Annotated in this window: 6 protein-coding genes; 1 reads left to right on the forward strand and 5 read right to left on the reverse strand. The window is 61.9% G+C overall.

Annotated features, from left to right (window positions below; translation table 11 throughout):
* Window positions 1-77 precede the first annotated feature (77 nt).
* The gene (locus ACZ6WW_RS20520; RefSeq protein ID WP_465275853.1) at window positions 78-1,940 is read left to right on the forward strand and encodes a M3 family metallopeptidase; all 1,863 of its coding nucleotides are present in this window, start codon (window positions 78-80) and stop codon (window positions 1,938-1,940) included.
* Between the two features lie 53 nt (window positions 1,941-1,993).
* Here the strand turns inward: ACZ6WW_RS20520 and ACZ6WW_RS20525 are convergent, their stop codons facing one another.
* From ACZ6WW_RS20525 to ACZ6WW_RS20545, 5 genes are all read right to left on the reverse strand, one after another.
* Complete coding sequence (locus ACZ6WW_RS20525) at window positions 1,994-4,072, reverse strand: M13 family metallopeptidase (protein WP_465275854.1); 2,079 nt, start codon at window positions 4,070-4,072, stop codon at window positions 1,994-1,996.
* 220 nt (window positions 4,073-4,292) lie between these two features.
* A complete protein-coding gene (locus ACZ6WW_RS20530) occupies window positions 4,293-8,060 on the reverse strand; it encodes a translocation/assembly module TamB domain-containing protein (RefSeq protein WP_465275855.1) in 3,768 nt (1,255 codons plus the stop codon).
* A 59-nt stretch (window positions 8,061-8,119) separates the two neighbouring features.
* Complete coding sequence (locus ACZ6WW_RS20535; RefSeq protein ID WP_465275856.1) at window positions 8,120-9,886, reverse strand: autotransporter assembly complex protein TamA; 1,767 nt, start codon at window positions 9,884-9,886, stop codon at window positions 8,120-8,122.
* A 157-nt stretch (window positions 9,887-10,043) separates the two neighbouring features.
* The gene (locus tag ACZ6WW_RS20540) at window positions 10,044-12,674 is read right to left on the reverse strand and encodes a glycosyltransferase (RefSeq protein ID WP_465275857.1); all 2,631 of its coding nucleotides are present in this window, start codon (window positions 12,672-12,674) and stop codon (window positions 10,044-10,046) included.
* A 204-nt stretch (window positions 12,675-12,878) separates the two neighbouring features.
* Window positions 12,879-13,346, reverse strand: coding sequence for a Dps family protein (locus ACZ6WW_RS20545; protein ID WP_281850136.1), 468 nt, complete (start codon window positions 13,344-13,346; stop codon window positions 12,879-12,881).
* Window positions 13,347-13,365 lie beyond the last annotated feature (19 nt).

The raw sequence follows: 13,365 nt of genomic DNA on the forward strand, positions 1-13,365 counted from the left end.
GCTAATCCCGGGCAAGCACGAGCGGCAGCCAATCGGTAGGCTGGGTTCTGTTCCGTGTCTGGCGTGGGGAGAGGGGTGTGCGCAGAGCGATTCCGTATGGGCTGCTGAGCGTGTTGCTAGGGGCGTCGCCATGGGCGATGGCAGAGCAGCAGGTGCCTACTTATCATATTGATCAGCAGGCTTATTTCGATACGCCAACCGACGAAGCAGACGCGCGTCAGAAGCTCGTCAACGACATAGCGGCGCTGAAGTCCCCGGCCATGGGCGATGCCTCCGCGCTGCTCGATTATCTCCGTCACGGCGAGGCGCTTCTAAGGCTGGCGCATAAGCACAGCGCCTATTTGCATCTGCGCGTCGCACTGGATATCGAAGATACCGCGACAGCAGATGCCAAAAACGATATCGACAATGCGGCCGGTCGGTTGGTCGATGGTGTTCGTGGCGTATTGCGGACCTGGGGTGATGACGGTTTTGCCGCGGCGGTAAAGCGAGAGCCGGCCTTGGCCAGCTACCGCTATGTGCTGTCACGCGCGCAACGTGGCCTGCCGCACGAGTTGCCGGCCGCGCAGCAGGCCATCCTCGACCAGGTCGCCGAACCCGCGGCGGATGCCTATTGGACGATCTACCAACAAACCCAGCGCGGTATCGATTTTGGCAAGGTGCATACCGCACAAGGCGATCTTGGCGTGGACAAGGATGCCAAAGCGATCGCTCTCGTGCCTGATCGCAGCGTGCGCCAGCAGGCCTGGGAGCAGCGCTGGGATGCCTACAACTCACGCGCGGGCACGTTTGCTAGCGTGTTGCTGAGCATCGTGCGACTGAACGACCGAACGGCTCACTTGCAACACTTCGATGATGCGCCGTCCGCGACCTATTTCTCGCGTCAGTTCGATCGCAAGAACGTCGATGAGACGATCGCCGCTACGGCGAAACACGCGGATCTGTTGCAGCGATATCAGACATTGCGTGCCGGCAGGGTGGCCGCTCTGACAGGTATGAGCGATGTGCAGCCTTGGGACTTGAGCATGGCCGGACAGGGGTTTACCCCGCCGGTATTCAATTACGCGCAGATGCGCGATATCGCCCATGAAGCGTTGGCTCCGTTAGGTACGGCCTATGTCGCACGCTTCGACGCGTTGCTCGATCCGGGCAACCGTCGCATCGATATTTCACCGGAGCTGGGCAAGCGCGTTAACGACGCGTTTTCGGTCGATGCCCCTGGCGTGCTCCCGGGTCTGTTCGTCAGCCGCTACAGCGGCGATCTGGGAAGCGCCAGCGTCATCATTCACGAAGGCGGCCATGCGATGCATGCGCAGCTGATGGATGAGCACGGCGTGTCGCCGTTCTATACCGGTGGCCCTAGCTGGATGAAGGAAGCCGCGGCGATCCTGAACGAGTTTCTATTGCGCGACTATCTGTACCGGCACGCAAAAGATGCGCAGACCAAGGCGTACTACCTGCAATCCCTGCTCGACGACATGACACTGGAAATCTTTACGTCGGCCGAAGAGGGCGAGTTGGAGCAATCCATCTACGATGGGGTGGTCGCTGGCAAATTGCGCAATGCATCGGACCTCGACGCCTTGACGCTGAAGATCACCGGGCGCTACGAGATATGGCCGGCGAAGCAGCCGCGCCTTGCGCATGTCTGGATGACCAAGCGGTTGATGTACGAAGACCCGCTTTATCTGGCGAACTATCTCTACGCAGGATTGTTTGCGGCAAAGATGTACGACATGGCGCAGCGTGATCCGAAAGATTTTCAGGTGCGCTACACAAGGTTTCTTCAGGACGGTTTCGACGATACGCCACAGAACCTGTTGCATCGGTTTTTCGGCAAGGACATCTCACCCCAATCCTTGGTCGACGAGGACATGGCCTTGATCGAGCGTAAGGTGGCCGAGTTGGAAAAAGTCTATCGGGACGACAAACAACACTAAAAAAGCCGCGCTCTAACGAGCGCGGCCTTGGCTTTCTACAGCATGGATTGGACTTACCAGATCTTCACGCGCTGCTGCGGATCGAGATAAAGCTTCTGACCCGGTTGAGCCTTGAACGCTTCGTACCAGCCATCGATATTGCGCACGGTCTGTGCGCGATAGTTGCCTGGTGAGTGACCGTCGGTAATCAGCTGCTGGCGTAGCGCGGCGTCACGCGTCTTCTCGCGCCACGACTGCGCGAAGGCGAGGAAGAAACGCTGGTCGCCCGTGAGGCCATCCAGTACCGGTGCCGGCTTGCCACCCAGCGATTTGTGATACGCGGCCAACGCAATGGCCAGGCCGGATACGTCGGCGATGTTTTCGCCCAGCGTCTGCTGCCCGTTGATATGCACGCCAGGCAGCGGTTCGTAGGCGTTGTACTGTTCGACCAGACGTTGACCGGCTGCCTTGAAATGCGCCTGATCGTCCGGCGTCCACCAGTTGGCCATGCGACCTTGTTCGTCGAACTCGGCACCGGTGTTGTCGAAGCTGTGGCTGATCTCGTGGCCGATCACCGCGCCGATCGAGCCGTAGTTGGCAGCCGGGTCGGCCTTGGGATCGAAGAACGGTGCCTCGAGAATCGCGGCAGGGAAGTTCAACGCGTTCTGCAGCGGCAGGTTCACTGCATTGACCGTCTGCGGCGTCATCCACCATTCGCCCTTGTCGACGGGTTGATCGAGCTTGGCCAGCTGATGCTGGTACTCGAACTTCTCGGCGCGTAGCTGGTTGCCCAGGGCGTCGTCGGCACGGATATCCAGCGAGCTGTAGTTGCGCCAGGTTTCCGGGTAACCGACACCGACGCGCAGGGTTTCGATCTTGGCCTTGGCTTTCTGTTTGGTGGCCGGGGTCATCCAGTCCAGCGTGTCGACGTGATCGTCGAACGCGGCCAGGATATTGGTGACCATCTGCTGCACCTGTTTCTTCGACGAGGCGGGGAAATACCGCTTTACGTATTCCTGCCCGACCGCGTCACCGAGCCCGTTGTTGGTTGCGCTGATCGCGCGTTTCCAGCGATCGCGCTGCTTGGGCGTGCCTTGCAGGGTATGGCCGTAGAACTCGAACGAGAGCGCGTCGAATTCGTGCGGCAGCACCGCGGTGCTGTGGTTGATGGCGTGGAAGGTGAGATAGTCCTTCCAGGTGCCCAGCGGTTCGCTGGCCACCAGGGCGGAAAGCTTGGCGATCGCCTGCGGTTGCCAGGCGTCGATGGTCTTCTGCTTGGACAGGCCCGCCGCGGCGAAATAGGCATTCCAATCGATGCCCGGTGCATGCTTGGCGTAGTCACCGATCGGCCACGGGTTGTTGGCCTTGTGAACGTCCTGGCTTTCGACCAGGTCCGTCTGCCCCTGGGCGATCTTGGTTTCCAGCGCAAAGATGTTCTTGGCCTTGGTGTCGGCGTCGGCCACATTGGCTTGCTTGAGCAGTGCGGCGATGTACTGCTGATATTTTTCGCGCGCGGCGACCATATCCTTGTCGTTCGACAGGTAGTAGTCGCGGCTGGGCATGCCCAGGCCGCCCTGCAGCAGATAAGCGACATTGTGCGAGGGATCTTCCAATCCTTGCGTCACGAACAGGCCGAACAGGTGCTCGGTGTCGAAATTGGTCGAGTTGACCGGATCCACATCGGCACGCAACTCGCCGCCGAGCACGCGCGAGAGGTCGGTGACGTTGCCGATCGCGTTGATCTGATCGAAGGAAGCTTTGAGCGGGGCCAGGCCGCCCTTGTCGATCTGCGTGGTGTTCATGAAGGCCGCGTAGTAGTCGGCAATCTTGCGCGGATTGCTGCCTGCCGCCGGGTTGCCCTTGCCCATGTCGCGGATCAGATCCGCATTGCGCTTCTCGGCTTTCTCGAACACCTGCAGGAAGATGCCGGTGCTGGAGCGGTCGGCCGGAATCTGCGCCGTTTTGCGCCAGCTCTCATTGGCGTAGCCGTCGAAATCGTCGCCAGGCTTGATCGCGTGGTCGATGCCGGCCAGGTCGATCCCCGAGGGGCTGGTTTTTGCGGTCTTTGCGGGAGCATCGGCGGCTTGGACGCCAACGAGCGCGGTCGAGCCACCGATGACGGCGGCGGTAAGAATCCAACGAAGTCGCTGCACGGCGATGACCTCTCAAAGAAGTGGGAAGGCCACGATAGATCGCTTGGTGCGGGTTTGGTGCATGACTGATGGGCTAGGGCAGGAGCCCCCCTCACCCCCGGCGAAGCCAAGGGAGAGGGGGCAAGCTACGCAAGCGCGAAACACCGAGGCTGCCTCAGTAGGCTCCCTCTCCCCTGGCTTCGCCGGGGGAGAGGGTTGGGGTGAGGGGGGCTCTAAGCCCTCACTTCTCAATCCGATAATTCAAACTAGCCCGACTGAAATCCGTCGCGTTCTGCGCCTCGAAATTCCACCGATGGCTCAACCGGTAACGCAATGTAATGACCTGGCCCGGCTCGAACAGCCCCACGCCATAGCTCAGATACAAACGCGGCGATAGATACTTGCCGACCGTAAACGCCGACGTACCGCCCAGCGCCTCGTTGCTCGAGACGCCGATGTCGTCGACGCCGATCTTTGAGCCGATGCTCTTGGCCAGCAGATCGCCCGCGGCCGATCCAAGCGCCTGTGCGGCGGCCCCCACCATGCTGCCTTCACCGCCCTTGACCTGCGACAGCGGCTTGCCGGTGATCAAGTAGGAGAGGGCGTCCGATTGCTCCATCACCGGGTTGGAGAACACCGTCAGCACCGGGCGTTGTGCCGTACCCGACACGTACAGCCCGACCTTCTGACCATCGTCGATGGTCGCGTTCGGGCTGAGCTTGCGGGCGGCGCGGATATCCAGGCCGGGGTTGTCGATTGGCGTACTGGCGAAGAGCAGACGGCCCTGCTCGATATTGAGGTTCTGCCCGTAAGCCTTATAGATACCGTCGACCGTGATCTGGCCCTGGCCGGTCGTCGCGCGACCGGGACGCTCGCTCACATTCAGTACGCCGCTGAGACGTCCGTCGAGCCCCATGCCGACAAGGTGGGTCTTGCGGCCCAGATCGACCTTGATCTGCGCGGTGATCGGCATTTTGGCGGCTTCTTCCTGCTGCTTCTTCTCATCGACGACGACCACGTCGGGCGAAGCCTGGGTTGCGCCCGCGCCGGGCAGCTTGGAGACATCGACGTCGGCGCTTTCGAGCAGGACCGAACCGCCGACATCGATGCCCTTGGCATCTTGTTTGATGACCAGATCGGGGGAAATCACCACCTTGGCAGCAGGGATGTCCGCGGCGGTGAACTGGCTGCCTTTGATAGTAAGCGCCGTTTGCGCGTTCTGGCCGATGCCGGCATAGCCATCAATCGCCAACGCTCCCTTGCCCGATTGCACGCCGCCCTGAATCTGGAAGCGCTGCGCATCGGTCGTGCTGACGGTGAGCTTGCCTTGCGTCAGCTTGAGGCCGGCAACGGGCACTTCCGCGGCGAAATCTTCGACATCGGCTTGGCCGGTGATCGCGGGCTCCTTCACCGTCCCGCCAAGGTGGAACTGTCCGTTGAGGCGTCCCTTGACGCTGGCGATTTCGTTGGTGAAAAGCTCGATCAGCGACAGATCGTTGAAGCGAAGATTGATCTGGCCGGAGAGATTCTGCTGCGCGCCGTTGATCGCGACCTGGCCGTCCAGACGGCCACCGTCATTGAAGTTGGCGCTCAAGGTCGCGTGTTGGCTGGTTGGGCTCAGCTCGGCATTCAGCGCCAGATCGGTGTAACTGAGCAGCGGACGGTCGGCATGTTCCACATAGGTCACCGTACCGCGCGTGGAGCTGATGGTCGCGTTGCCGCTGAGTGCGCCGGCCGCATTACGGCGGATCGCGCCGTTGCCGTTGAGCACGCCATCGGCGCGCATGGGCAGGTCGCTCGAGCCGGCGATACTCGTCAACAGCGCGAGCGGCAGGTCATGCAGACGATAGCTCGCATCGAGATTGCCGGCTTTGTCCTGCTTGGCCGCCGCGCACAGTTGCGGCGCGCCGGCGGTGAGGCACAGCTCCGACAGGTTCAAGGCGCCGTCGTTATAACCGAGCTTCGTCGGTTGTTGCAGACGCCAGCGGGGAATGCCTTTGGGCTCCAGATCGAAGCGCGACAGCGTGCCGTTCCAGTTGCTTCCCTTGAGCGTGCCGCTCAGGCTCAGCCCGGCGGAAAGCTGATCGCCACGCGCATCGAGGGTCAGGCTGTGCTGCGCGGAGGTGCCGTTGCCGTGCAGGTCGACTTCGCGAAAGGCGAAGCCGCCGGCAGTCACGCCTTGCGTGGTCAGATCGAGCTTGCCGCCGGGATTGCTGATATCGGGCACGTCGGCGGTCAATTGCAACTTCTCGATCTGCTGGCCCGCGTAGGTCACCGCGGTGCCGTTCAGGTGTCCGTCGATCGACAGCTTGGGCAGCTTGCCTCGCACGCGAAAGTCGCCATTGAGCTTGCCGGCTGCCTCAGGTAGCCAGTCGCCCAGTGACGCTATGGCGAGTGTCAGGTCGATGTCGTTGCTTGCACCCGGCTTCGCGGCGATATCAACGGTACTACTGCCGGAAGCAAGTTCGAGCTTGCCGTCCACCACCTGGGTCGGACTCACGTGCAGCTTGCCGCTGCCCTTGATCGCGCGCTCGCGCAGTTTGCCTTCGAGCTTGCGGACTTCCACCGTCGCGTCAGGCTGATCTTTAGGCAGTGTGCCCTGGGTGACCAGGTCCATGTTCAAGGCGCCGTCCCAGCCGGCCAGCAACTGCCCCGGATTGAGATTCTCCGAGGTCAGCTGCATCTGCCAGGCCAGCGCAGGCTGCAGGTCGAGTGTGCCCTTGGCCAGCAGATGTCCGCGCGGTTGCTTCAGTTCGAGCGTGTGCAGGTTGATCTGTTTCTGTGTACCGTCGAGATTGAGCGCGAGCTTGGCGAGATTTCCCGGCGGTCCGATATCGACATCACCCTCGGTATGGAATTGCTCGGCGCTGCCCTTGACCGTGATGTCGCCACGACTGGCCAGATCCTGTCCCACCAGATTGGCCGGCAACAACGCGTCCTTCCAATGCAGTGCCAAGTCGGCACTGACCGGCTGCGCACCGAGTTGCACCGTGCCGCTAGCGCTCAATGCACCCTTGATCTGTGGCGAGCCGAGGTTGAGTTCGTCCAGCGTGAGCAGCTTGAAGTCGTCGCTGAAATGCGCACGCAGCGGCTTGAGTTGCAGCTGGTATTGGTTGATGCCGACTTGGCCGTTGACGTTGCCGCCATGACGATTGCCGCTGCCCTGGATATCCAGCGCGAGCGTCTTGAGCGCGCTGTCGCCCAGCAAAGGTTTGGGATCGAAAGCGGGCAGGGCGACCTTGGCCGTCCACGGATACTCGCCGCTCTGGGTCAGGTCCAGGTCGATCTGCGCGGCCATCGGCTGGCTGAGCTTGAGACCTACCTTCACCTGCTTGCCGTCGCCATGCGCTTCGATATCGCCGGCATAGTCGACGCCGGCTACCTTCCAGCCGAAGCCGAGTGCGCCGTCGCCCTTTTCGTCGGTGCTGATCGCCAGCTCGCCATTGAGATCGGCGTGGCCGTCCGGCGCGCGCAACGTCAGTTTATGCAGCTCGATGCCCTTGGCAGTCCATTGGCCGGCCAGATCGAGATTGTCCGAGAGGAACAATGGCTGTTGCTGGTGATCGTCCTGTGCCTGCGTGATGCGCACCTTGCCTACATGTACGCGATCGAGCTGCAGATCGATCGGCGGCTTGAGCGAAAAGCTGCTCTGACTTTCGGGTTTTTCGGGAGCGGGTTTGGGCAGAGCGACATCGACACCCTCGACCTTCAGGTTCAGTACATGCACGCGTTTGCGCAGCAAGGGCCAGATGCGCAGGTCCAGCTCGGCCTGCGCCACGTTGGCGTCCAGGCCTGAACTGTCGGCATAGCGCAGCCCGGAAAGCTTGAGCGGTCCGATCAGGCGACCCTCGGCGTGCTGCACGGTGAGCGCGCCGTCGGTGAAGTGCTGCGCCTGGGCAAGCGCGAAGCGCAGGCCGCCGGCACTGCCAAGCAGCCACCACAGCGCCGCCGTCAGCAGCACCAGCAGGGCGACGAGCGCCAAAGCCACGCGTTTTAGCCACTTCCTCATGTCTTGCCTTCCTCATTGCGGGATCGGCGCGGCGAGCTCAAGCGCGATCCGTTACCGCATTACAGATCCGGGCCGATCACCAGATGCAGTTCCACGCCGTGACGCTGCTGATCGTTGATCGGCGTGCCCAGGTCGACGCGAATCATGCCTACCGGCGATAGCCAGCGTACGCCCAGGCCCGTGCCAATGCGCGGGCTGTAGTTGGTGCCACTGAACGCATTGCCGGCGTCGACGAAAGCCGCCATGCCCCAATTCTTGGTGAAGTAATGCTCGACTTCGGTGCTGGCGACCAACAGGTTCTTGCCGCCGATCACACGACCGAACGCATTTTTCGGGCCAATGGTCTGGAAGCCGTAACCTCGAACGGAGCGATCGCCGCCGGCGAAGAAGCGCAACTGCGGCGGCAGCGCGTCGAAGTTGCCGGTCACGGTGTAACCCATGGCGCCGCGTAGAATCAGGCGGTCGCGGCGCGTGAACGCGCGGATCCATTTGGCGTCGGCGGCGATCTGGCTGAAACGCGTATCGGACAGCAGCGTGCCGACTGTACTGCGCGCGTAGATATTTACCGCCCAGCCTTTGCGCACGAAGGTGGGGTTGTCGGCGACTTTGCGCGATAGCGAGACTTCCGGGTAGACCAAGGTGCTGCGGCCATGTTCGATGCCTGCCGCATTCTCGTTCTCGTTGGCCTCCTGGCCCACGGTGAACGTGCCCGACAGTGCGTGCAGGCCGACCGTGCGCGTCCAGCCGTGCCACAGGCGCGTTTCATTGGCGACGAGTTCGAGCGTGCGGGACTTGGATGTGTCGGTATTGGCGTCGCGAAAGTTGGCGCCGAAGTTGAAGCTGCGCTGGTTCGGGCCGGGCATGGGAATCGAATACAACGTCGACAGCGTTTTCAGCCGCTGCGCCAGCACCAATTCGTTTTTCCATTTGTGGCCACGGGCGTTGACCCAGCGGCGTTCCATGCTGGCGCGCACGCCGACGCCGGTATCGGTGCCGATAAAGGGGCCACCGGTGTAGATGGTGCGTTTGGCCGGCGCAAGCTCGACTTTGACGTCGACCTCGCCATGCGCTTTTGCATCGACCTCGGGTAGTACGTTGACGACCGAGAAATAATCCGCGCCGTTCAAGGCCTGCTGCAATTGCAGCAGCTGGTCCTGGTCGAAGTAGTCGCCGGATTTGAACGGCACATAGCGGTCGAGAAAGCCCTGGCGAAACTGCGAGCCTTCGAAATGCACCGTACCGTAGCGATAGCGCTGCCCCGCCTCCCAGGCCAGTTTGATCACCGCGCTGTGTTCGCTGCGATTGACCTCGACACGATGGGTGACGAGCCTGGCATCGAGGAAGCCGGTTGCCGTCAGCGCGCCGCTGAGGCTGTCGCGCGCGCTGTCGTAGGCACCATCGTTGAGCACCTGGTCCTTGAGTCGCTCGACCGCCCGTTTGGCGCGCCGTACGGCGGGGATGTTGGCGGCGGTCTTGTCCAGTTGCACATCGACGGCGGTCACCTTGACCGGCTCGCCAGGTTTGACGTGCAGGGTGACCTGCCAGTCCTTGCCGACCTGCTTGATATCGCCGTCGACACTTGGCTCGTAGTAGCCATAGGGCTGCAGGGCCAGCGTGACCTGATCGTGCGCGCGCTCGTACAGCCGGCGCGCCTGCGCCTCGGTGACATCGCGGTTGGCGTACTGCGCCAGTTCGACCGTAGAGGTGATCGCGCCCTTGAGGTTGTCGTCCACGCCGTCCACGACCAACTGCACGCCGGCATGAGCCAGCGACGTGCACAACAACAGCGGTAGCAGGATCGAGCCTTGGCGGCGGTTCCAACGCATGCGTAGGTTCCATCTACGGGAAAGTCGATGGTTCCCCTTTGGAACACATCACGGCGTCGAGCTTAATGGCGGCAATGTTGACCGCAAATGTACCGATGACACCAATTTATTCGAATTGCTACGAAAAATGGCAGCCAATCCGGCAGGCAAGGCGGGATCAACCCGCCTTGTCGCCTGCCTTGTGCGCAATCCAGGCGCCGCAGACGGCCGACACATACGGGATCGACTGCGCCGCCAGGATGACCATCCACAGCCGGCCTTCGATGTACTGCGAGCCTACGCTGGTGGCCATGCCGATCACACACAGCAGCAGCACGAAGGCCATCAGCAGCTCCTCGCGCACCGGTGTGAACGCCGCGAAGCTCGACTCGCCCAGGCGACGGCTCTTGGCCGTCACGATGAAGGCGGTCTTCTTGCGCGTCAGGCCGTGCAGGATGCCGCGTGCGATGGCATGTGACAGGCCCATGCTGGCCAGCGAGGCCATCAGCGTGTCGTACCAGCTGCATGGGACGCGTGCGCGGTAGAGCACGATGCCGAAGATCGCCTTGGCGAAGAAGAACCCGATCACCGGGATCAGGAACAGCTGCATCGGCAGGTTGAACAGCGAGGGCAGGCCGATCATGCCGGCGGTCCAGAAGATCGCCATCAGCGTGAAGATCAGGTGCAGCGCATCGGCAAACCAGCTGAACCAGCCGGTGAGGAAGTGGAAGCGCTGGCCGCCCGAAAGCGGGCCCTTCTTGGTCATCCAGTCCCAACGGCCCTTGAGGATCTGCATCGCGCCGAACGCCCAGCGGTAGCGCTGGCTCTTGTACGCCTTGAAGTCGGCCGGGGTCAGGCCCTTGCCCATCAATTCATCGACATAGACCAGCTCGTAACCGGCGTGCATGAGGCGCAGGCCCAGCTCGGCGTCTTCGCAGATCGTCCATTCGGACCAGCCGCCGGTGCCTTCCAGCGCGGAGCGGCGAACCATCGTCATCGTGCCATGCTGGATGATCGCGTTGCGCTCGTTGCGGTGGTGCATGCCGATGCGGAAGAAGCCGTCGTACTCCCAGGCGGTCATGCGGCGGAAGGTGTTGTGCTCGTACTCGCGGTGCGCCTGCGGGCACTGCACCACCGCCACCTTGGGGTCGTGGAAGTAGCCGGTGAGGCTGGACAGCCAATCGGCACGCACTTCGTAGTCGGCATCGATGACCGCGACCACGTCGGCGGCCGGGTCGGTTTCCTTCAGACCGAAGTTCAGCGCGCCCGCCTTGTAGCCCGGCCACGGTTCCAGATGGAAGAAGCGGAAGCGCGAACCGAGCTTCTCGCAGTATTCCTGCACCGGCTTCCAGACGTTCGGGTCCTTGGTGTTGTTGTCGATCACCAGGACTTCGTAGTTGGCGTACTCGAGCTTGGCCAGCGAGTCGAGCGTGACGATGACCATCTCCGGCGGCTCGTTGTAGCAGGCCAGATGGATCGACACGAACGGCTGCTTGGCCGGCGGATCGGGTGTCAGCATGGTGGCGTGACGCACCCAGCTGCGACGCCACAGCACCTCAGTGAACTCGAAGCCGTTGATCAGCAGGATCGCCAGGATCGCGATCTGCGCCGGGAACAACAGCACCAGCATGGTCCAGTCGACCCAGCTGAGATAGAAATTGAACGGCAGGGTCGCCGACCACACGATCAGGCCGCAGGCCAGCTGGATCAGCGCGCAGAAGAACAATCGCCCCATCAGCTTGAAACGGCTGTAATGGCGGGCGAACCAGATCATCGGGAGCAGCGCGAGCAGGCTGGCGGCGATCGCCTTCCACGGCCACATCACGTCCTCGGTGACCGGCCCGTTGAAGGGGAACTTCAGCTGGCGGTCGGCATTGAACATGCCCCAGTAGGCCTCGGTGCGGCCGGAAAGCTGCTCCTTCCAGGGCTGATCGAAAGCTTCCATGATGTAGTAATCGATCTTTTCGCGCTTGGCCAAATTGAACCAGGTGCGCAGGAAGATCGCCTCGTTCGACACCGATGGATCGGCGTACATGTAGCGGTTACCGTTGGATGGCCAGCCGATCTCGCCGATTACGATCGGTTTGTTCGGGAACATCCGCTTGAGTGCGAGATAGCTGTTATAGGCATCGTTAACGGCACCGTACTCGGAGACGTTGCTACCCTTCGGGACGCGATTCATACCGATGCCGTTCCAGTACGGAAACAGGTGTACGGTGATGAAGTCCACGTGCTCCGCCAGTTCCGGATAGCGCGCCCAGATGTGCCAGGGCTCGGCGATCGTCACCGGTTGATGGACTGCTGCGCGCACGCGGTCGGCATAGGCCATCAGCTGTTCCGGCGGCATATTGTTGCGGAACAGAACCTCGTTGCCGACGATGACTCGGTTGATCGTCTTGGGGTAGCGCCGCGCCTGAGCTACGAGTGCTGCGATTTCCTTCTCGTTGTTGTCCATGCGATTGTCCAACCAGGCGCCGGCCATCACCTGCAGGCCCTCCTTGTCAGCCAGGCGATAGACCTGCGGATTCTCCAGCATCGAGTATGTACGGACACGAGGTGTGTACTGCCGCAGCAGCTTCAGATCGCTGTCGATCTCGTCGTCGCTGGGGAAGTCCTGCTTGAGCGGATTCTGGTAGCGCTGGAACGCGGATAGCGCGAAGCCTCCGATCGGGCCATGCCATTCCTCCGGGCCATGCGGCAGGTTGCTCCACCACCACAGGCCCACGTTCATCGCGGCCACCACGATGGCGAGCAAAACCGCTGCGATGAATGGATGACGGCTGTCCTGAATAGCTGGTGTCGAGCTCAAAACGGTCCCCGTGGGTGCCTCACACGAGGCCTAAAAGCCCGAGGAGCTTACTAACGCAGGGCGTAAGGCTCAATAAAGATGATCAAAACGGGTCAGCAAGAGGTCAGGGGTAGGGCCATTGGCGAGCGGACAGGAGTAAGAAAAAAGTAAAGCGCCCTAGCTGCTCTCACTCGTTTCTTACTCCTGGTTGCTCGCTCCCGGGGCTTATTTGAGCAGCGAACGCAGCATCCAGGCCGTCTTCTCGTGCTCCATCAGGCGGCCGGTCACCAGGTCGGCGGTGCCTTCGTCACCGGCTTGGTCGGCAGCCTTGATCGTCTGGCGGGCCGTATGGGCGGCGATTTCATGGCCTTCGACCAACTGGCCGACCATCTCCTTCCACTCCGGCACGCCCGGCTCTTCCTTGATCGAGGTGAGCTTGCCGAACTGGCTGTAGGAGCCCGGTGCGAACACGTCCAGGGTGCGGATGCGCTCGGCGACTTCGTCGGCGGCCAGCCATAGTTCGTTGTACTGGGTCTCGAACATCGTGTGCAGGCTGTTGAACTGCGGGCCGGTGATGTTCCAGTGGAAGCTGTGGGTCTTCAGGTAAAGGGAGTACGTATCGGCAAGCAGCTGCGACAGCTGCTGGGCGACCTGTTCGCGGTCCTTTTTGGCGATACCGATGGAAATGGCCATGATTTGCTCCTTCAGAGGG

The organism is Dyella sp. NPDC103356 (assembly GCF_055584465.1).